Consider the following 20,541-nt stretch of genomic DNA (forward strand, 5'->3'; position numbering starts at 1 on the left):
GTTACACGTTTGGCAACAAGACATTAACAGAGTGCGAATTAGTCCTTGACTATGTTTGACTACATTTTAAGGAACAGGTTGGATAAGCCAGAAAACACATTTAACAATACACCAGAAACTACAGCGACATAGCATCTATGCACAAAGAATAGGCAGCGTATAGACTGTTGTAAAATATTTAATTTCTCTGAAATTATTTGTTTTAGCTCTTACTTAACACACCATTAGCACAGTGACTTGGTGAAAGCTAAAATACAAAACCGTAAGCAATAGATAAATCCCCATACAAATCAACTACTTTCCTGCTTTTAAATCCACTTTTTCACCCCAAAATGCCGCATCATTTTTGCTTCAAACCATCCTTCACTTGCAACATTAAAGTGCGGCAAAGCTGTTATTTTTAGTTAAAGTTCAAAGCAAAATAAAATTAATCTGCAAAGACGCTTGAATTTTATCTGCCCTGCCCCGATTTCTTAGCTAATTACGAACTTCTCGAACCATGGCAGTTCAGCAATAACGCAGTTTGCATTAGCACTGACGCCAAAGGACTGTACATGTTTAAAAACCCATTTAAACGGAGTAAATCAATGGCAACTGAGCAGAACGAGCAAACTCAAGACCTTGAGCAAGCGCAAACGGAACCACAAACAGCGCAAGATACTGAGCAAGCAGAAGTTTCCGTTGAATCTTTACAAGAACAACTGAGCAAACTTGAAGAAAGCTTAAAACTGGAAAAAGCACGTACTGCCAATGCTGTTTACGAAGCTGAAAAAACCAAAGAACGTTTAGAACGTGAAGCAGATACCGCTAAAAAGTTTGCTTTGGAAAAGTTTGCCAAAGAATTATTGGATTCTGTAGATAACCTTGAACGTGCTATTGCCGCCAATGGTGATGAAAAAACTGCATTATCTGAAGGTGTGGAACTCACGTTGAAATCTTTACTCAGCACCCTAGAAAAGTTTGGTGTGGTGGTGATTGATACAGCTAGCGGCTTCAATGCAGACCTACACCAAGCAGTGGGTATTGATCCAACTGTGAAAGCCAACGAAATTGGTAACGTGTTACAAAAAGGCTACACCCTACACGGTCGTTTACTACGCCCTGCAATGGTGATGGTTGGCGCTTAAGCCTTATAAATTCGAGGGTTGATAAAAAATTTTCATCTAAACAACTTGAAAAATTTTGATTGGCTCTCATATCGAATAACAAGTGAAAACATTGCAAAAGAATTTTTGAGGAAACATCCAAATGGCTAAAATCATTGGTATTGACTTAGGTACAACTAACTCATGTGTAGCGGTACTTGAAGGCGACAAAGTTAAAGTAATTGAAAACGCAGAAGGCGCACGCACAACTCCATCTATTATTGCGTATAAAGATGGCGAAATTCTTGTAGGTCAATCTGCAAAGCGTCAAGCGGTAACCAATCCAAAAAATACATTATTCGCTATTAAGCGTTTAATCGGTCGTCGTTATGAAGACCAAGCGGTACAAAAAGACATTGGTCTTGTACCTTACAAAATCATCAAAGCAGACAATGGTGATGCTTGGGTTGAAGTGAATGACAAGAAACTTGCGCCACAGCAAATTTCTGCTGAAACTTTGAAAAAGATGAAAAAGACTGCCGAAGATTACTTAGGCGAAACGGTGACTGAAGCAGTAATTACTGTACCTGCGTACTTTAACGATGCGCAGCGTCAAGCAACGAAAGATGCGGGTAAAATTGCTGGTTTAGAAGTTAAACGTATCATTAACGAACCAACTGCTGCTGCACTTGCATTTGGTATGGACAAGAAAGAAGGCGACCGTAAAGTTGCTGTGTATGACTTGGGTGGTGGTACTTTTGACGTATCCATCATTGAAATTGCAGACCTAGATGGCGACCAGCAAATTGAAGTGTTATCTACCAACGGTGATACTTTCCTAGGTGGTGAAGACTTTGACAATGCCTTGATCGAATACTTGGTTGAAGAGTTCAAAAAAGAACAAAACTTCAACTTGAAGCAAGATCCATTGGCACTACAACGTCTAAAAGAAGCGGCTGAGAAAGCAAAAATCGAGCTTTCTTCTTCTAACGCAACTGAAATTAACTTGCCGTACATCACTGCAGATGCAACAGGTCCTAAGCACTTAGTGATTAACGTGACACGCGCTAAACTTGAAGGTTTAGTGGCAGACTTAGTTGCTCGTACTATTGAGCCATGTAAAGTTGCGCTTCAAGATGCTGGACTTTCAACTTCAGACATCTCTGACGTAATTTTAGTCGGTGGTCAATCACGTATGCCACTTGTACAACAAAAAGTACAAGAGTTCTTTGGCAAAGAACCACGTAAAGACGTGAACCCAGACGAAGCAGTTGCAATTGGTGCAGCGATTCAGGGTGCGGTATTGTCTGGTGACAAAACTGACGTATTGCTTCTAGACGTAACACCATTAACGCTTGGTATTGAAACGATGGGCGGTGTGTTGACGCCAATCATTGAGAAAAACACCACGATTCCTGCGAAGAAATCTCAAGTGTTCTCAACAGCAGCGGACAACCAGCCTGCGGTAGATATTTCGGTTTACCAAGGTGAGCGTAAAATGGCTCAACAAAACAAATTGTTGGGTAACTTCCAATTAGGTGACATTCCACCAGCGCCACGTGGTGTGCCACAAATTGAAGTATCGTTCGACATTAACGCTGACGGTATCTTGAAAGTATCTGCTAAAGACAAGAGCACAGGCAAAGAGCAATCAATTCAAATTAAAGCAAACTCTGGTTTGAGCGATGCTGAAATTGAAGCGATGATCAAAGATGCTGAAGCGAATGCTGAAGAAGACCGTAAGTTTGAAGAACTTGCAAAAGCACGTAACGAAGCCGATGCACTTGTTTCTTCAGCTCAAAAAGCAGTGAAAGACCTTGGTGAACAAGTCACTGCCGATGAGAAAACTGCGATCGAAACTGCGGTCACTGAACTTGAAGCAGTGACGAAAGAAAATGATGTAGATGCAATCAAAGCGAAAACTGAAGCATTGCAAAACATCATAATGCCAATTACACAACGTGCTTATGAAGCTGCACAAGGTCAAGGTGGTGCACAAGGTTTTGACCCGAATGCATTCCAAGGCGATGCAGGTCAACAAAAAGCTGACGATGGCGTCGTTGATGCTGAATTCACCGAAGTGAAAGATGACAAAAAATAATTTGTCGCTTTAACACAAACCAAAAACCGCGCTGCAAGCCATTGCAGTGCGGTTTTTTTTATGCTCAATGAATATGCATCTTTTTTTAAAACTTAGATTCTCAAATCAATACGCTAAAGCCTGAGAAACCTCTAAATAGATTGAGTTACTGCCCTGCTTTCGGCTACAGTAAGTCAAAAAAGGAAGTTGCTTGGCGATGCGTTTGTTTCTTTTGGGTGCAATCATACTGTTTGCTATTTTGCTGATTTATCAAAATATTCATCACCCTCATACACGGCACAATACCGCACTTGATCGATTGCAACATCCTTTAGACACACGCTTACGCTACCGTATTGCAGAACTAGACCCTCGTTTTGGATTGAGCCAAGCCGATCTGCTTCGCATCAGTCAGGAAGCTACCGATATTTGGAAACACGGTACGGGACAAGATTATTTTGTCTATGACCCGAAGGCCAAACTCGCAATTCATTTAATTTATGACCAACGACAAGATGAGTCTAATCAACGTCGTCAACAGCTCAGTGAAATTGAACAGCGTCAACAGTATTGGAATGAACAAAGCCAGCAAGTTCAGATGCTTAAACAGCAAATTGATGACAAAAATTCGCGACTTGCTGCTAAAAAAATGCAGTTTGAGCAGCAACTCGCACAATACAATCAACAAGTTCAGCAGATTAATCAAAGTGGTGGATTACATCCGTCACAACATGAGGTTTTTGCAGCCAAAAAGCAGGACATCCAGCAACACATGTGGAATTTGGAGCATGAAATTGCGCAATTTAATCAGCAAATTAATCAGCTTAATCAACAAGTAGATGCACTCAATCAACTGAATCAGGACATTGATGTATCTATACAACAATATAACATCCGCTTTCAACCTCGTTTATTTGATAAAGGCAGTTTTGATGGACGCGCTATCCGAATTTATGAGTTTCAATCTGAAGATGATTTACGCTTAACCTTGGCACATGAGTTTGGACATGCACTTGGCTTGCAACATCACAATGACCCACATGCCCTGATGTACCCCATGTTAAAAGATCAACAGTTGCACAATTTCCAACTCCGACCTGCTGATATTGATTTGCTACATGCACGGCATTAAATAATCAGGCCGAACTGAAACAACAAGACAGCCTGTCCCGCCGCATCATTACATAGGCATTACACGCGAAGAGGCAGCAAATTTACTCATTTCATGTTATTGTGGACGCTCTGTATAACCCTGAACGATCTGTGGAGATTCATGTGAGTTACTACCATATTCTGATTGAAGTAAATGACCACATCAGCACGATTGAACAAACCCGTGATATCGAAATTTTTGATATTGTTGAGCTTCAACCTTATCTCCACTCGATTTTATTGCCATATTTTAATGAGCAAATCATTGAATTAGATGATGAAAATATTGAATACAAAGATATTTTGCATCTTGAAGTTAGACAGACCTTACTTCCAATTGAGCATTTAATTGAAGAAGAACAACGTCTACTACCAAGTGATACAGACATCACCATTTCAGCCTACGAAATTTTTAATAATCGTGAATTAAGCCAAGATGTCACGACTGTGATTTTTGATTTGCTCGAAGCTGTGAAGATTGATACCTCTGCGGTATAAATATTGAGCTTTAGCTAAAATATAAAAAAAGGTCTGCAATGAAAGCAGACCTTTTTTTTATGTAAACATATTATTTTTATTGAGAAATATCTGCCGATTATTGCATCATTTGTTTGGCAGTTTCATTACGGAATGCACGCAAAATTTGTTGCCCTGCCCGACCCGTTGGTGACAACCCCAGTCGAATTTGCTCCTGACGAATCGCTTGACGGGTTTTGTCGCCAATTAAACCATCGACATCACCAATGTCATAACCACGATTTAACAAAAAGCGTTGAATTTCTCGGCGTTCTGCACGAGATGTGCCCGCATCATCGGTTGGCCAAGCGGTGCGGAAAGCGGACTGCCCCATTAAACGATCAGACAAATGTGCAATCGCTAAGGCATAACTTTCTGCTGCGTTATAACTGTAAATTGCATCGAAATTTCTAAACACCAAGAATACAGGGCCATTAGCACCTGCAGGCGCCATTAAACCAGCCTGACTACTACCCGACAAATTGCCCTGAATTAATGCTGAGCCATCTGCACGAGTTAATCCACGGTTGACCCAACTACTCAGGGATTTTTTATTACGTCGCCCTTCTCCACTCAATGACATACCCGCAGGAACATTCACCTCAAAGCCCCACGGTTGCCCTGTTTGCCAACCACGGCGTTTTAAGAAGTTAGCAGTGGAAGCCAAAGCATCTGGAATACTGGAAACCAAGTCACGACGTCCATCACCATCAAAATCGACCGCCAATTCGTCATAGGTCGATGGCATAAATTGGGTATGTCCAAACGCCCCTGCCCATGAGCCTTTTAATTGTGATTCAGTGACATCACCACGTTGTAATAAACGCATGGTGGTAAAAAACTCGCCACGGAAATAACTTTGACGGCGTCCTTCGCAGCTCAAAGTACCCAATGCCTGTAATAATGGATAGCGGCCAGAGATTGCACCAAAATTACTTTCCACCCCCCAAACCGCCACCACAGTTTCGGCAGGTACGCCATAAGCTGCAGCAACACGATTCAACACTTCACGATGCTGCGCCAATTTTTGCTGTCCTAACTGTACTCGCTCATCATCGACCAACCCTGACAGATAATCCCAGATTGGCGTGGAAAATTCAGGTTGGTAATTTAAACGTTCAATCACCGAATAGTCTGGACTTAAATTTTGAGTGTAGCGGTCATAGCTGCTGCCACTTACCCCTTTGGCAATGGCCTGACTGCGTAAATTGGTCAAACAACTCTGAAAATGATTTTGTGGTTGAAAATTGGCAGATGAACTGACCGCTGGTGTTACGGTCATGGTTTTTCCATTTATAATCAGCTCGGCCTGAACCTGAGTTGCTGCCATTGCAGCAGTCGCAAAAATCACAGCGAAACGATGCATAATATCCTTTGATGTGCTTTGAATTTAAATCATGGCTTTACCATAACACCTTCAGCCTTAGAGATCAGATGAAAATCTGTAACTTTAAATTCATTTTCTCAATTTTAAATTCATATTTGGTTTTTGAATTCAAAAAACTTACCCACAAGTACTATATTTTTATTTTGAAATTCAAAATTACAGCCAAACGATAGGCTTATAAATTTAAAACTTTGAATTCAAATTAAAATAAGTAAAGTTATCCACAAAACTGGATATGTACTACATTTCCCGAAGCAATTTATTTGAATTTAAAAGCAGTTTTTTAAATATAAAGACTACAACAGCCAACACTTTTTATTTAAATTCAAAACTATTTACCCACCTTTAAATTCATTTCCATGTTTAAATTCAAAGTTACACCACAACTTTAAATTTAAAACACGCCATTTGAATTTAAAGTTTTGAATTCATTACTACTGTTTTTTCTAAACAAACTTATTTGTATTTTTATTGAGAACCACTGTTGGATACAGTTGTTTGTGTTGATTAGAGCAAATCTATCTTAATCAACCCAGAATTGCAGGGTCAATTGGCTGCAGATAAACGGTAGAAAGTATTGAAATAATAAGATTTAAAATTTGTATAGATAAAAAAAGCGCTCAATCTTGAACGCTTTTTTATAATTTTTCGATTATGTATAGGCTTAGATACACATATCTTCACTGAGTGCCAAAGGATTTGGCAAAATTTTTGCCAACTGGCGGCATAAATCTGTCAATTCAGCAGCATCATTCGGCATTAAGGTAATATGCCCAATTTTACGGCCTTCACGCTCAGTTTTATTGTATAGGTGTAAATGTGCGCCATGTAATGCCAATACATCTTCAGTTTTTGGATGCTTGCCAATAATATTAACCATTACCGTTGGACGTACTACTTCAGTGGAACCTAATGGCAGTCCTGCCACGGCACGAATGTGGTTTTCAAACTGAGAGCACACTGCACCTTCAATAGACCAGTGACCAGAGTTGTGTACGCGTGGTGCCATTTCATTGGCATACAAACCTTGTTCAGTCACAAACAATTCTAGTGTCAACACACCCACATAATTCAAATGATTGAGTAGGCGAGTGATATATTCCTGCGCCATAGGCTGCAAGTCTGCACTGTTTGGTGCAGGTACAATTGAATGTGACAAAATACCATTATGGTGATGATTTTCTGCCAATGGCCAAGTTTTCACTTCACCGTTTTGACCACGCACTGCAATAATAGAGACTTCACGTGAAAAGCTAACAAAACTTTCTGCAATCAGGCTACCTGCAGGGCCTAATTCTGCCCAAGCTTGTTCAATTTGCTCGGCACTACGCAGTACAAACTGACCTTTGCCATCATAGCCGCCTGTAGCAGTTTTTAGCACAATCGGCAGACCGAGTTCAGCTACAGCAGCTTGTAAACTTTCCAGTGAGTTAACTGCTTTATACGGCGCAACAGGAATCGCTAATTCATCAAATAAGCCTTTTTCCAGCAAGCGGTTTTGTGCAATTGCTAAGGCCTGACGTGGTGGATGTAAGTCTTTGTGTTTAATCAAGACATCTACATCTACCAACGGCGTATTTTCAAATTCAAGACTGAATACATCAGCACTGTGTATAAAATCTTGAAGGCTATTTTCGCTTTTACTGGCAAATACCTGACCCAAAGCTGCCGCAGGGCAATCTGAACTGGCTTCAAAAAAGGTACATTGAATATTTAGCGGTAAAGCCGCTTGTGCCATCATACGGCCTAGCTGTCCACCACCAAAAATACCGATGGTCTTATCCATAGTAATTGTCCCGCTTAAGCCTGACCTGGAATATTGTTGCTTGAGACTTTCTCAGTTTGCGCGGCACGGAAATTGGCAACATTTGTTGCAATCTCTGGACGGGTTAAACCTAAAATTTGTGCAGCCATAATCGCGGCATTGGTCGCACCCGCTGGCCCAATCGCCAAAGTACCAACCGCAATACCCGCAGGCATTTGCACAATTGAAAGTAATGAATCGACACCATTTAAAATGGAAGATTTTACTGGTACACCTAACACAGGTAAGTCTGTTTTGGCTGCACACATGCCCGGTAAATGCGCTGCACCGCCTGCGCCTGCAATGATCACCTGAATACCGCGCTCACGTGCTTGTTCAGCATATTCAAATAAGCGGTCTGGGGTACGGTGTGCAGAAACAACTTCCGCTTCAAATGGGACACCAAGCTGCTTCAGCATATTGGCAGTGTGTTCGAGAGTTGCCCAATCCGATTGAGAACCCATGATAATTCCAACGAGAGGAGCGTCTTGTGCAGCGACCGCATTCATTACAAATATTCCAGAAACGAAACTAAGGAAAGATAAATTCAGGCGAGAAAGCCAAGCTTGAATAAGAACTCCACATTATAGACTGATTTTTCGACTTGTTAAAATTGAACACAGCCACCAAGTAGGCTTTTTTCATTATTTTTATCGGCTAAGTGCTGAACAATCTAAAATCTATAAACTTAATAGGGGATTCCCAAACCTGTTTAAGTCAGAATTCCCCGATTTTTAGGGGGTACGAAACACAAAATACACGCAGCCACATAAGCATAAAGCTGCCCACACATAATCCAGTTTAAAAGGCTGCTTAAATAAAAAAAGCATAAATGGCACAAAAACCAGTAAGGTCACAACTTCTTGGGTAATTTTCATTTGACCGACCGCCCAACCATGCTGTGCCAACAAACGGGTCGCAGGAATCATCAAGCTATATTCAAATAGGGCAATCACCCAACTGAATAAAATGGCCTGCCACAGCGGTGCATCGTGCGGTAAAAACTTGAGATGACCATACCAAGCCAAGGTCATAAAACAGTTTGCAATCACCAAAAGTAAAAGTGCCGAAGACATTGTGCCGTACTATCTAAAAAGTTCAGTTTATTTTACGGGGATTCGACCTTAAAAATACACGTAGATAAATTTTTTATCTTCTACTGAATTTTAAGCACTGCCATCGTCATACATCTGCTTAGATCTCACTTTAAAAATCATGCTGTCTAGATACAAGAATCACTATCTTTTCGCCAAAACCCTTGCTATCGTTGCTTCAAATCAAATTAATCACGACAACAGCACAACAGATAAGTGATGTGTCTATAAAAGCAGTGGAGTAAGGCGGAATGCATCTGCATATTTTGGGTATTTGTGGCACATTTATGGGCTCTTTGGCACTTTTGGCCCGCGATTTAGGACATACCGTCACAGGTTCAGACCAAAACGTCTATCCACCGATGTCGACCCAACTAGAAAATGCAGGCATTACCTTAATGCAAGGCTATGACCGCAGCCATTTACAACCGCATCCTGACTTGGTGATTGTCGGCAATGCCATGAAACGCGGGATTGATGCGATTGAATACATGCTCAATGCAGGTTTGCCGTATATTTCTGGCCCACAGTTTCTGGCCGATCATGTCTTGCAAGGCAAGCACGTACTGGGCGTTGCAGGTACACACGGTAAAACCACCACCACCACCATGCTGGCGTGGGTGTTAGATCAGGCAGGCTTAGAACCTGGCTTTTTAATTGGCGGCGTTCCGTTGGGCTTTAGTGAAAGTGCACGTTTAGGTGCTGGCAAATACTTCTGTGTAGAAGCCGATGAATACGACTCTGCATTTTTTGATAAACGTTCCAAGTTCGTCCATTACCACCCTAAAACGGCCATTTTAAATAACCTTGAATTTGACCATGCCGATATTTTTGATGATTTGGCTGCAATTCAGAAACAATTCCATCATTTGGTACGTACCATTCCAAGTGAAGGCCGCATTATTGCCCCAATTACAGAAAATCATATTGATGAAGTGCTGGAGATGGGTTGCTGGACGCCTGTGCTGCGTACTTCGCTCGATGCACAGCCAAATGCCGAACTGTATGCAGAGCAACTTGCAGCAGATGGTTCACACTTTAACGTCCTACAAAACGGTGTAATCAAAGGTGAAGTGCGCTGGAATATGACAGGGCAGCACAGTGTTGCCAATGCTTTAGCTACCATTGCCGCAGCCGAGCATGTCGGTGTTTCAATTGAAACAGCATGTATTGCGCTATCCAATTTTGGTGGGGTTAAGCGCCGTATGGAATTACTGGGCACACCGCGCGGCATTGAGGTGTACGATGACTTTGCCCACCACCCAACGGCTATTGAAACGACACTCGAAGGTGCACGCAAACGTTTAGGTGAACGTAAATTGTGGGCAATTATCGAACCACGCTCCAACACCATGCGCATGGGCAGTCATAAAGATGGCTTAGCCTATTCGGCTCGTTTGGCCGATGCCGTGATCTGGTATCAACCTGAAGGCTTAGACTGGGATTTACAACCCGTGGTTGCCGCGGCAGACAATCATGCTGTGGTGGCCAATACTTTGGATGAGATCATTCAAACCATCGTCAGCCAAGCAGGTGAGGGCGATGCAGTCGTGATTATGTCTAATGGTGGGTTTGGTGGCTTGCACCAAAAACTGATGCAAGCATTGCAACACAGCGCTTAAACCATCAATGTCATTTAAAGGCCGTGTTTTGCAAAAAATACGGCTTTTTTTTATACATTATAAATTTATATATTATTTTTAAAAAGCAACGATTTTGCTAATGAACTTGTCATCTTGTCCTGTTACCTTAGAAGAATAACATCCTGCGAGCATGACAATTGCAACAGGTTGGCTGCTGGATGTCTTTCATCATAATCACTAAAGAAGGATAGTCACAATGTCAAAAACAATGAAAGCCATGGTCTATCACGGCGCTAATGATATCCGTTTTGAAGATCGACCTCGTCCAGAAATTCTACAACCGACTGATGCGGTGATTCGCCTGACCAAAACCACAATTTGCGGTACTGACTTAGGTATCTGGAAAGGTAAAAACCCTGAAATTCAAGAGACAGCCGTAGCGAAAACAGGCAATTTTGACGGCCGTATTTTAGGTCACGAAGGTATTGGGATTGTAGAAGAAGTCGGTTCTGCTGTTAAAAACTTCAAAAAAGGCGACAAGGTAATTATTTCCTGCGTCAGCCGTTGTGGTACCTGTGAAAACTGTCAAAAGCAACTCTATGCACACTGTCGTAACGAAGGCGGTTGGATTATGGGCTATATGATTGACGGTACCCATGCAGAATATGTACGCACCCCATTTGCAGACACTTCTTTATATTTATTACCTGAAGGCTTAAACGAAGAAGTTGCAGTATTCTTGTCAGATGTATTGCCAACTTCACATGAAATTGGTGTGCAATATGGTGATGTCAAACCAGGCGATACCATTGCAATTGTGGGCACAGGCCCAATTGGTATGGGATGTTTGCTTACCGCACAATTCTATTCTCCTGCACAAATTATTGCAGTAGATATGGATGATAACCGCTTGGCAATGGCCAAAGAGCTAGGTGCAACCCATACGGTAAACTCAGCCAAAGAAGACGCTGTACAACGTATTTTAGAAATTACGGGTGGTCGTGGTGTTGACTGTGCCATGGAAGCTGTTGGTATCGAAGCGACTTGGGATATCTGCCAAAATGTAGTGAAAGAAGGCGGACATATTGCCAACGTGGGCGTACATGGTAAGTCTGTCAACTTTGAGTTGAATAAACTCTGGATTAAAAACTTAACCATCACTACAGGCTTAGTAAACGCCAACACCACAGGCATGCTGTTAAAAACATGCTGTTTAGGTAAGTTACCTTTGGAAAAACTAGCCACCCACCATTTCAAATTCGCAGAATTTGAAAAAGCCTATGATGTGTTTAAGCATGCTTCAGATGAAAAAGCCCTGAAAGTGATGATTAATTACGAATAAGCTAGACTGAACTGTATTCAACAAGCCAATTCATATTTTGTGGATTGGCTTGTTTTTCTTGAGATACATCAAAATAAACACTCTTTAGCCGAACATGTTCTAAACTCTGAGCTCATTGAGGGTGCGCAGCTATTTAAAAACGCTAAGCCACCACATCAGCAAATTCAGCTTCACGTTGAAACATCACATCAACATAAGAGCAGGTTGGAACAATTTTAAGCTGCTTTTCACGTGCAAATGCAACTAAGACATCCAATAATTGACGTGCTACACCTTGTCCACGCAAGGAATTATCTACCCAAGTGTGATCTGCCACTATGGTCGCTTCATTTTGATATTGATAAGTAATTTCAGCGATATGCCGACCATCACGTTCAATAAAAAATTCACCGCCACGTTGGGTTTCTTGATGTTGAATTTTCATAAATTATTCGCCTAAACAAATGGATGATATTTTAGTGGTAGCATAAATTGATTTCTAAACATATTATTTTTATATAATTTAACGATTCAAAATATAGTTATATAAAAAAATTCGAAAAGAATGTTGCTTATAAACAATAAACAATAATCAATAATCAATAATCAATAAAGAATCGTGGAATATCTCACAAAATTAATTCAAGATGTAAAACCAATCATTGTATATTTCACATAAAAATCTAAAAATATAAGCTAATTATCTAATTTTTAATAAGTTGAGAAAGAACCAACTATTTTTTTTAAAGAATTTAATATACAATTGTGCAACATATTTAATACATTTATTTAGGGGTAAGATATGGACTTATATTTAGCAGCTATTTTAGTGTTGTTATGCATAGCAGGTATATTGCTCAAATCTATCATTGATGAAAAAAGAAAAGACCCTTTTAAAAAGAAATAAAATTCAAAATATACAAAGCATTACCATAAATATATTACAGAAAAAATTGCACTCTATTTAAAATTATGTAATTCTTTGCACAGATTTAGGCCATGGCCTAATCCCAAATTGTTTGAACAAGGGGAGTAGCCTCCTCCAAACGTTAAAATCAATTTTAACGTGTCAGCGTTTCGTCATTACACTTTGCAAAAAGTCGGACGCTGAGCATCGTGCCTGAATACATAAAAATTTCAGCACAATGTAGGCAAGACCTTGATCATGTTGTTACAGATGTTTTATATCATCTGACAACGGGTCAAGGTTTTTTTGTGGCCAATTGTCGGATGCGGAGATTGTATGGAATCTATCGGCAATTTATGGCTTTACACCGCTTTTTTTGCAATTGTGGCCGTCATGCTCGCTATTGACTTCTTAGGCTTTCGGCAAAAAGCAGGCGAATCAGTCAAAGTAAAAACTGCTGCCTATTGGAGTATAGCCTGGGTCAGTGTTGCGGCTTTATTTGGTGGCGGCTTATGGCTATACCTCAAACAGCATTTTGGTGTTGAAATCGCCAATACCAAAGTCATGGAATACTTTGCGGGTTATTTACTGGAAAAATCTCTAGCAATTGACAATGTCTTTGTCTGGTTAATGATTTTTGCCGCGTTTGCAATTCCTGCAGGTTTACAACGCAAAATTTTACTCTACGGCGTATTAGGTGCAATTGTACTCAGAACCATTTTTATTTTTATTGGAGCTTGGTTCGTACAAGAATTTTCATGGATTCTATATCTGTTTGGCGCATTCTTGGTATACACGGGCTTTAAATTCTTAAAAGGCCCAGAACAAGAAGCCAGCAACATCGAAGATATGGCGCTGTTAAAATGGTTACGCAAACACATGCGTATCACGCCAACACTACAACAAGACAAATTCTTTGTTCGCCAAAACGGCGTACTTTGGGCCACACCACTCTTTTTAGTTTTAATTTTGGTCGAAGCATCTGACGTGATTTTCGCCGTCGATTCAATTCCTGCAATTTTTGCAGTCACCACCGACCCGTTTATTGTCCTGACTGCAAATTTAATGGCTATTTTAGGCTTGCGTGCCATGTTTTTCTTGCTCTCTGGTGCAGCCAGTAAAATGCATTACTTACCTTATGGCTTAGGTCTAATTTTGCTGTTTATTGGTTTTAAAATGTTGATGCTGGATGTCTTCCACATGCCAATTTGGATCTCACTGGGCTTTATTGTGATTGTACTGAGCGTTACTGCTTGGTTGTCTATTCGCCACAGCCGTAAACATCATCAAACCACGCTATAAGCTATTAGTCTCATATTAATTGCTCCAATCAGCCTTCTTTCGGGAAGGCTGTTTTATTCTTTTCATTTACCATCTGGTCAAACTTTAAGATAAAATTGAGCTAAATCTTTGTATATTTCAGGTACAATCCAGCGAAAAAATAAAGTACAGGTTGTTTCCATGTCATCTGCCATAGCTCGCACCGCCATTCGTGGTCGCTTTCTAGATTTTCAAAATAGCGTCACTCAAGCACAAGAGCTGCCTGAACAAGTACGCTATATCGAAGATGCCTTGCTGATTTGCGAACATGGCAAGATACAGTGGTTTGGTACTTGGCAAGCAGGGCAGTCACAACTCACTGCAGATACGCCCATACAGCATTATCCTGAGTATTTAATTGTGCCAGGACTGATCGACACCCATGTGCATTTTCCACAAACTGAAATGATGGGCGCGTATGGTGAACAATTATTGGAATGGCTAAATAGCTATACTTTTCCAACCGAACTACAATTTTCAGATCAAGCCTATGCAAATCAGATTGCTCAATTTTTTGTGCAGGAATTACTCAAAAATGGTACCACGACAGCGTTGGTATTCTGTACGGTGCATCCTGAATCGGTAGATGCTTTATTTGAAGCTGCACAACAGCAACAAATGCGTTTGATTGCAGGTAAAGTGATGATGGACCGACATGCACCTGAAGCCTTATGCGACACCGCAGAAAGCGCTTACGCAGACTCTAAAACCTTAATTGAAAAATGGCATGGTAAAGGACGTAATCTATATGCCATTACCCCACGTTTTGCACCGACCTCCAGTCCTGAACAGTTGGCACGGGCAGGGCAGCTTAAAGCCGAATATCCAGACGTATATCTGCATACCCATTTAAGTGAAAACCCAAATGAAATTGCTTGGGTCAAACAGCTATTTCCTGAACAACAGGGATATTTAGATGTCTATCATCACTATGGCTTAACTGGTTCACGCTCGGTTTTTGCGCATTGCGTGCATTTGGAAGAAAATGAATGGCAATGTCTGCATCAAACAGATTCAGCGATTGCCTTTTGCCCAACATCCAATTTATTTTTAGGTAGTGGCTTATTCCCTTTGCAACGGACTTGGGAGCATCAAGTCAAAGTTGGCATAGGCACCGATGTTGGGGCAGGGACATCCTTTAATATTTTACATACCCTAAGTGAAGCTTATAAAGTGCAACAGCTACAAGGCAACAAACTCTCGGCCTATGAAGCGCTGTATCATGCCACTTTAGGAGCTGCCAAAGCCTTAGATTTAGACGACAAACTTGGCAATTTTACGGTAGGGAAAGAAGCTGATTTTGTGGTGTTAGATTTACACGCCACAGCTTTACAAAGCTTACGCCAACAACGCGCGAAAAACCTTGAAGATGCCTTATTTGCCCTCATTACTTTAGCAGATGACCGTAATATTCATGCGACCTATATTTATGGACAACGTGCCTACTACAACCCTACAAGCAACCCAAAACCAAACGCTGAAGCACCTCCAAAAGCAGGAATCTAAACCTGCTCGACGTCCTATGCTCCGAGTGCTTGGACTGGGAATGTTGGCGCTCGGCTGTGCCTTTTTGTTACGCTCAGATGCATCCCAAAGCAAAAAATGATGTTATTTTAACCATGCAAGAGGATGCAACATCCACCAAGATATATTAAAATTAAGACATATTTTGAGGTGTTGCAGGTCAACACCTTTTTTATTTTTGCTTTTTAGGTATCTACCCATGACAGTTGAAATGCAGGTTTTGATTTCTGCAGAAGAAATCCAGACAAAAGTTCAGGAACTTGGTCAAAAAATTAATGCACACTATGCCAACAGTGATAAAGAATTGGTGTTGATTGGCCTATTACGTGGCTCGGTGCTGTTCATGGCAGATTTATGCCGCACCATTCACAAGCCGCATGAACTGGATTTTATGACCGTATCCAGTTACGGTGGCGGTACTGTGTCTTCGCGTGATGTGAAAATTTTAAAAGATCTCGATGGTGAAATTCGCGGTAAAGATGTGTTGGTGGTTGAAGATATTATTGACTCAGGTAACACTCTAAATAAAGTCGTTGAAATTTTACAAACGCGTGAACCAAACTCAATTCAGCTATGCACCTTAATTAGTAAGCCATCACGCCGTGAAATTGAACTTGATGTCCAATTTATGGGCTTTGAAATTGAAGATAAATTTATTGTCGGTTATGGCCTAGACTACGATCAGAAATATCGCCACATTCCATTTATTGGTGAAATTGGTTTATAAAAAACCAAATACATCCTGTTTTTAAAAGTGATCTTTGGATCACTTTTTTTTGGCCTATTTTTTGTACTTCCTGTATCAAACAGGACAAAAACACAACATGCTGTAGCATTATTTGACTGTTTTCCTCGGAATTTTTCAGCAAAGATAAGACTGAAACATGATCTAAAACATAAACAAAGATAACAAGGAGCTGCTCATGTGGTCATTAATTGTCGCTATTGTGGTGGGTTTTATTGCAGGTTTAATCGCACGTGCTATTCATCCTGGAGATGACAAAGCAGGGTTTATTGTCACAACATTGTTAGGGATTGCAGGGTCTTTATTGGCCACCTACGCAGGTCGTATGCTAGGGCTTTATTCAGATGGCTCTGCTGCAGGTTTTCTCGCTTCTATCATTGGTGCGCTGATTATTCTGTTTATTTATAATATGGTCACGAAAAAATCGCGTGCTTAATTATAGTCCTGATCTTTCAATCAGATCTAAAAAAAACCGCCTAAAACTTCAGGCGGTTTTTTCTTTGTTTTCTGAACTAAACTGTACTGAAATCTAGCCCATTCACATAACAGTTTTACAAACCAAATTCTTTAAAAATTTGCTCAATTTGTGCGGCAGGATAAGCACCCATCACTTTAAAACCATTTGAAAAAATGATGGCAGGCGTTCCTTGCACAGCTAAACTTTTGGCTAAAGCCAAGTTACGCTCAATTGGGTTGGCACAACTGCTTTTGCTGCTAGGCAACTGCGCTTTACTGATTAAATTTTCCCAAGCCTGTGCTGGATTTTTCTCACAAAACACCTGTTTAGACGGCGTTACAGATTGTGCTTTTAACGGCAAAACAAAGGTATATACCGTAATATTATTCAGCTTTTTCAGTTCAGCCTCAAGTTGTTTACAATATGGGCAATTTGGGTCAGAAAAGATCGCAATCTGACGTTTACCCGTACCTCTTACACTTTTTAAAGCATCCTGCAAAGGTAGCTTTTTCCAATCCACACTGTTTTGTTGAATCAACAAATCTTTGGTCAGGTTATGCTGATCTTTCAGACGAATCATAGAGCCCGCCAAAATATGTTGGGCATCTTCGTTTAAATACACCACTTGACCATCCATAGCAGCGCTATAAATCCCTTTCATTTCTGTGGCCTGAATATTTTCTAGCTTTAAATGTGGGTGCTGCTGTTTTAAATTTTTTGTTACCGATGCCACATCGGCCATACTAAATGTACTGCACACCCCGATTAAGGCTGCCAAACTCAATTGTTTAATCATTGTCTGAACTTGATAAAATAAATTCATCCCGATTCTAAGCTCAAAGCCAAACCAAATTCAGCATTTTTTAGCCTGTTTTACGCAAATGCTACAAGCCACTCAATACATCATATTTAAGTTTCACGTGGAACATTCACAGACAGCGGTGCATTAATTTCTACAGACACATGCACAATTTCTTCATGTACCGCCAAGGCTGCACGTACCTGATCTGCATCTAAGTTTTCCGCCGTTTCCAAAGCCAAAATGCAGGAAAATTTACCTTGCCCAACTTTCCAGACATGCAAATCGGTGATACTCACCTGTACAGGTAACTCATCAACCACCTCGCGAATTTCATCTACCACAGGATGATCCATTTCTGCATCTAAAAGGGTGCGACCTGTTTCAAGCATTAGCCCAATTGCCCAGCGTGCGACCAAAATTGAACCTACAATTCCCAAAACTGCATCTAGAAAATCCCAGCCCCAATATTTGCCTGCAATCAGGGCAATAATCGCAAAAATAGAGGTGACCGCATCTGCCACCACGTGCATAAAGGCTGCTTTCTGATTCAAGTCATGGCTGTCATGTGCATGCTCGTGCTCATGATGGTGATGGTGATGGTGATGGTGATGGTGATGGTGATGGTGATGGTGATCATCTTCATGTAATAACCATGCACAAATCAAATTCACCAATAAACCTAAAACTGCAATTGGAATGGCTTCGTTATAATGAATATCGACAGGAAAAAATAAGCGCTGGATAGAATGCACCGCCATAAATGCGGCCACAACTAACAATAAAATGGCGCTGCTATAACCTGCTAAAATTTCAATTTTCCACGTTCCAAAACTAAAGCGGGTATCTTGAGCATAATAACGTGCCGCACGATAAGCAAAATACGCCAACCCCAAAGCCAGCATGTGTGAACTCATGTGCCAGCCATCGGCCAGTAATGCCATCGAATTAAAGACCCATCCTCCAATGATCTCTAAGAACATCATGACAGCAGTTAACAAAGCTGCATATAATATTCGCTTCTGCGCCAGCGGATTGCCTTGATCGAATTGATGCACATGGGTACGATGATGAGAATGTTGCTGACGCATAGCGGGAGGTCGTTCTTAAATATACTCCCCCACAGTATATTAAAATTGAGGTGATGTGTTGAGCCATTTACATACAGATAAAAAAATTTTAAATCGTGTGAAACGCTTGCAAGGGCAGATTGGGGCAGTAGAACAAGCCATTCAAGACCCTGAACGCGGCTGTATTGAAGTATTGCAACAAGTGGCGGCCATTAAAGGTGCTGTCAATGGACTCATGAACGAGCTGATCGAATCACATTTACGCCATCACGTGATTGGTGATCAGTGTGAGGTTAACGAACATGAACTAGAAGAATTTATGAAGCTGTTAAAACGCTACAGCTAAACACATAAATTGGCTTGACCACTTAAACTGCTTCTCTTTACACTGAGTTTTTATTTCTCACTATTTGAGAGCTAGACCCTAAGTTTTAGCACTCAATCGAGTTTTTTATGACTCAATCTCAATCTTGGCATCCCTTTGTGATGATCAGCCTTGCCCTGATCATTGGCACTATGGGCACAGCACTCGCCAGCCCACTGTATCCAATTTATCAGGAACTTTGGCAGCTCCTCCCCAGTCATATCACCTTTATTTTTGTTGCCTACATGTTCGGCTGTTTGGCTACCTTGCTATTTTTAGGGCGTACCAGTAACAGCATTGGCTTTTTAAAAACCTTAGAATTGGGCTTGGTGATCATCACCCTAGGACTGTTGATGTCCATGTTTGCCAATAATGCGCTTTGGTTAGCTTTCGGGCGTTTTATTATTGGAATTGCTTCGGGATTAATGACCACCTCAGCATTAATTGGCCTGATTTGGAGCATTCCCGCATCCCATAAAGCACATGCCCCTCAACTTAGTTCGGTGATTACAGCCGTTGGTTTTGGTTTAGGCCCTTTGTTGGGTGGAGCGATTGCTCAATTTTCTGCTGCTCCCTTATTTACGCCTTATATTCCAGTGATTATTGGGGCAGTTTTATGTTTTATTGGTTTATACCGTTTACTTCAACCACAATTTGAGGCACAGGCCTTTTCAATTGCGCCACGTTTGGAACGTCCAGCACCGCAATTTCATGCTGAATTTTATATTACGGGTTTAACTGCATTTTGCGCCTTTGCGGCGTTTAGCCTTTTTGCTTCACTTTCTCCCTCTTTTGTGCAAGTGATTATTCCTTGGCACGGGCCATTGGTCAGTGGTTTGGCTATTACCTGTATTTTACTGATTTCAGCCGTGGTGCAATATTTTTCTAAAGCTATTCCTGCACGAACTTGCCTGAATTATGGCTTGTATTTACTGCTATTCAGCCTATTAATTTTGGGCTTATGTATGTATTTACGCTGGAGTTTTCTATTTTTTGTCAGTGATATTTTATTGGGGATTGGACACGGTTTGGCACTCATTGGCGCCTTTGGTCTGATTCATGCTATGACCAATGTTCAGAATCGTGCCGCGGTCATGTCGACCTATTTATTTGTCGGATATTTAGGCACAATCTTGCCCATTATTGCAGTCGGTTACTTGGCCGACCACTTTGGTTTAAGCACTGCAGTATTGAGTTTTTGTGCAGCAATCTGCTTACTGTGTGCAATCTTGATTATGTGGCACCACCGTCTCCAAGACAGCCCAGTCTTAGATTAATCATACTCTTTCAATAAGGGTATAGCTTAAAGCTTAGCCATGAATTTAAGTAAAAA

Annotated in this window: 19 protein-coding genes; 12 read left to right on the top strand and 7 right to left on the bottom strand. The window is 40.9% G+C overall.

Going from position 1 to position 20,541, the window contains the following annotated elements:
- Positions 1-554 precede the first annotated feature (554 nt).
- The 4 genes from grpE to HHA41_RS09120 all read left to right on the top strand — a co-directional run bounded on the left by grpE (position 555) and on the right by HHA41_RS09120 (position 4,815).
- Complete coding sequence (grpE, locus tag HHA41_RS09105) at positions 555-1,127, top strand: nucleotide exchange factor GrpE (protein WP_289845810.1); 573 nt, start codon at positions 555-557, stop codon at positions 1,125-1,127.
- A 121-nt stretch (positions 1,128-1,248) separates the two neighbouring features.
- Entirely contained in the window at positions 1,249-3,186 is a 1,938-nt protein-coding gene (gene dnaK, locus HHA41_RS09110) for a molecular chaperone DnaK (RefSeq protein WP_168418716.1), read from the top strand.
- A gap of 196 nt (positions 3,187-3,382) precedes the next feature.
- Positions 3,383-4,297 (top strand): matrixin family metalloprotease, encoded by a 915-nt coding sequence (locus HHA41_RS09115; RefSeq protein ID WP_168461435.1) that lies wholly within the window; start codon positions 3,383-3,385, stop codon positions 4,295-4,297.
- A gap of 131 nt (positions 4,298-4,428) precedes the next feature.
- A complete protein-coding gene (locus HHA41_RS09120; protein WP_168418718.1) occupies positions 4,429-4,815 on the top strand; it encodes a hypothetical protein in 387 nt (128 codons plus the stop codon).
- Positions 4,816-4,912: 97 nt separating this feature from the next.
- Here HHA41_RS09120 and HHA41_RS09125 read toward each other — a convergent pair whose 3' ends face one another.
- The 4 genes from HHA41_RS09125 to HHA41_RS09140 form a co-directional block, all read right to left on the bottom strand.
- On the bottom strand, positions 4,913-6,199 hold the full coding sequence (locus HHA41_RS09125; protein WP_168461437.1) for a lytic murein transglycosylase: 1,287 nt from the start codon (positions 6,197-6,199) through the stop codon (positions 4,913-4,915).
- A gap of 685 nt (positions 6,200-6,884) precedes the next feature.
- On the bottom strand, positions 6,885-8,006 hold the full coding sequence (locus HHA41_RS09130) for a 5-(carboxyamino)imidazole ribonucleotide synthase (protein ID WP_168461439.1): 1,122 nt from the start codon (positions 8,004-8,006) through the stop codon (positions 6,885-6,887).
- A gap of 14 nt (positions 8,007-8,020) precedes the next feature.
- A complete protein-coding gene (purE, locus tag HHA41_RS09135; protein ID WP_168461441.1) occupies positions 8,021-8,533 on the bottom strand; it encodes a 5-(carboxyamino)imidazole ribonucleotide mutase in 513 nt (170 codons plus the stop codon).
- Positions 8,534-8,758: 225 nt separating this feature from the next.
- Complete coding sequence (locus tag HHA41_RS09140; protein ID WP_168461442.1) at positions 8,759-9,100, bottom strand: DMT family protein; 342 nt, start codon at positions 9,098-9,100, stop codon at positions 8,759-8,761.
- A gap of 269 nt (positions 9,101-9,369) precedes the next feature.
- Between HHA41_RS09140 and mpl the strand changes: the two genes are divergently transcribed.
- A complete protein-coding gene (mpl, locus tag HHA41_RS09145) occupies positions 9,370-10,740 on the top strand; it encodes a UDP-N-acetylmuramate:L-alanyl-gamma-D-glutamyl-meso-diaminopimelate ligase (RefSeq protein ID WP_168461444.1) in 1,371 nt (456 codons plus the stop codon).
- A 217-nt stretch (positions 10,741-10,957) separates the two neighbouring features.
- Entirely contained in the window at positions 10,958-12,043 is a 1,086-nt protein-coding gene (locus HHA41_RS09150) for a zinc-dependent alcohol dehydrogenase family protein (RefSeq protein WP_168461446.1), read from the top strand.
- 142 nt (positions 12,044-12,185) lie between these two features.
- Here HHA41_RS09150 and HHA41_RS09155 read toward each other — a convergent pair whose 3' ends face one another.
- Positions 12,186-12,467 (bottom strand): GNAT family N-acetyltransferase, encoded by a 282-nt coding sequence (locus HHA41_RS09155; RefSeq protein WP_168461449.1) that lies wholly within the window; start codon positions 12,465-12,467, stop codon positions 12,186-12,188.
- A 798-nt stretch (positions 12,468-13,265) separates the two neighbouring features.
- Here HHA41_RS09155 and HHA41_RS09160 point away from each other — a divergent pair.
- From HHA41_RS09160 to HHA41_RS09175, 4 genes are all read left to right on the top strand, one after another.
- A complete protein-coding gene (locus HHA41_RS09160; RefSeq protein ID WP_168418726.1) occupies positions 13,266-14,231 on the top strand; it encodes a TerC family protein in 966 nt (321 codons plus the stop codon).
- 159 nt (positions 14,232-14,390) lie between these two features.
- On the top strand, positions 14,391-15,755 hold the full coding sequence (guaD, locus tag HHA41_RS09165) for a guanine deaminase (RefSeq protein WP_168461451.1): 1,365 nt from the start codon (positions 14,391-14,393) through the stop codon (positions 15,753-15,755).
- 217 nt (positions 15,756-15,972) lie between these two features.
- Positions 15,973-16,500 carry a hypoxanthine phosphoribosyltransferase gene (gene hpt / locus HHA41_RS09170; RefSeq protein WP_168418728.1) on the top strand — a complete coding sequence of 176 codons (528 nt, stop codon included), beginning with the start codon at positions 15,973-15,975 and terminating at the stop codon, positions 16,498-16,500.
- 196 nt (positions 16,501-16,696) lie between these two features.
- Positions 16,697-16,954: a GlsB/YeaQ/YmgE family stress response membrane protein gene (locus HHA41_RS09175; protein ID WP_168418729.1), complete on the top strand. Its 258-nt coding sequence runs from the start codon at positions 16,697-16,699 to the stop codon at positions 16,952-16,954.
- 115 nt (positions 16,955-17,069) lie between these two features.
- Here the strand turns inward: HHA41_RS09175 and HHA41_RS09180 are convergent, their stop codons facing one another.
- Complete coding sequence (locus tag HHA41_RS09180; RefSeq protein WP_168418730.1) at positions 17,070-17,771, bottom strand: DsbC family protein; 702 nt, start codon at positions 17,769-17,771, stop codon at positions 17,070-17,072.
- A gap of 113 nt (positions 17,772-17,884) precedes the next feature.
- Positions 17,885-18,865 carry a CDF family Co(II)/Ni(II) efflux transporter DmeF gene (gene dmeF, locus HHA41_RS09185; RefSeq protein ID WP_168461455.1) on the bottom strand — a complete coding sequence of 327 codons (981 nt, stop codon included), beginning with the start codon at positions 18,863-18,865 and terminating at the stop codon, positions 17,885-17,887.
- 58 nt (positions 18,866-18,923) lie between these two features.
- On the opposite strand from dmeF, the gene HHA41_RS09190 reads away from it, so the two are divergent.
- Positions 18,924-19,190, top strand: a complete 267-nt coding sequence (locus HHA41_RS09190; RefSeq protein ID WP_168418732.1) for a metal/formaldehyde-sensitive transcriptional repressor — start codon at positions 18,924-18,926, stop codon at positions 19,188-19,190.
- Positions 19,191-19,297: 107 nt separating this feature from the next.
- A complete protein-coding gene (locus tag HHA41_RS09195; protein WP_171525293.1) occupies positions 19,298-20,485 on the top strand; it encodes an MFS transporter in 1,188 nt (395 codons plus the stop codon).
- The last annotated feature ends 56 nt before the right edge of the window (positions 20,486-20,541 follow it).

The sequence above is a fragment of the Acinetobacter sp. A1 genome (genome assembly GCF_012371315.1).
In the GTDB taxonomy this organism is placed as follows: domain Bacteria; phylum Pseudomonadota; class Gammaproteobacteria; order Pseudomonadales; family Moraxellaceae; genus Acinetobacter.

What these genes read in the sequence shown, in the direction of transcription:
- grpE (WP_289845810.1), top strand. Translation starts at nt 555, where the DNA reads ATGTTTAAAAACCCATTTAAACGGAGTAAATCAATGGCAACTGAGCAG.
- dnaK (WP_168418716.1), top strand. Translation starts at nt 1,249, where the DNA reads ATGGCTAAAATCATTGGTATTGACTTAGGTACAACTAACTCATGTGTA.
- HHA41_RS09115 (WP_168461435.1), top strand. Translation starts at nt 3,383, where the DNA reads ATGCGTTTGTTTCTTTTGGGTGCAATCATACTGTTTGCTATTTTGCTG.
- HHA41_RS09125 (WP_168461437.1), bottom strand. Translation starts at nt 6,199, where the DNA reads ATGCATCGTTTCGCTGTGATTTTTGCGACTGCTGCAATGGCAGCAACT.
- HHA41_RS09130 (WP_168461439.1), bottom strand. Translation starts at nt 8,006, where the DNA reads ATGGATAAGACCATCGGTATTTTTGGTGGTGGACAGCTAGGCCGTATG.
- purE (WP_168461441.1), bottom strand. Translation starts at nt 8,533, where the DNA reads ATGAATGCGGTCGCTGCACAAGACGCTCCTCTCGTTGGAATTATCATG.
- HHA41_RS09140 (WP_168461442.1), bottom strand. Translation starts at nt 9,100, where the DNA reads ATGTCTTCGGCACTTTTACTTTTGGTGATTGCAAACTGTTTTATGACC.
- mpl (WP_168461444.1), top strand. Translation starts at nt 9,370, where the DNA reads ATGCATCTGCATATTTTGGGTATTTGTGGCACATTTATGGGCTCTTTG.
- HHA41_RS09150 (WP_168461446.1), top strand. Translation starts at nt 10,958, where the DNA reads ATGTCAAAAACAATGAAAGCCATGGTCTATCACGGCGCTAATGATATC.
- HHA41_RS09155 (WP_168461449.1), bottom strand. Translation starts at nt 12,467, where the DNA reads ATGAAAATTCAACATCAAGAAACCCAACGTGGCGGTGAATTTTTTATT.
- HHA41_RS09160 (WP_168418726.1), top strand. Translation starts at nt 13,266, where the DNA reads ATGGAATCTATCGGCAATTTATGGCTTTACACCGCTTTTTTTGCAATT.
- guaD (WP_168461451.1), top strand. Translation starts at nt 14,391, where the DNA reads ATGTCATCTGCCATAGCTCGCACCGCCATTCGTGGTCGCTTTCTAGAT.
- hpt (WP_168418728.1), top strand. Translation starts at nt 15,973, where the DNA reads ATGACAGTTGAAATGCAGGTTTTGATTTCTGCAGAAGAAATCCAGACA.
- HHA41_RS09175 (WP_168418729.1), top strand. Translation starts at nt 16,697, where the DNA reads ATGTGGTCATTAATTGTCGCTATTGTGGTGGGTTTTATTGCAGGTTTA.
- HHA41_RS09180 (WP_168418730.1), bottom strand. Translation starts at nt 17,771, where the DNA reads ATGATTAAACAATTGAGTTTGGCAGCCTTAATCGGGGTGTGCAGTACA.
- dmeF (WP_168461455.1), bottom strand. Translation starts at nt 18,865, where the DNA reads ATGCGTCAGCAACATTCTCATCATCGTACCCATGTGCATCAATTCGAT.
- HHA41_RS09195 (WP_171525293.1), top strand. Translation starts at nt 19,298, where the DNA reads ATGACTCAATCTCAATCTTGGCATCCCTTTGTGATGATCAGCCTTGCC.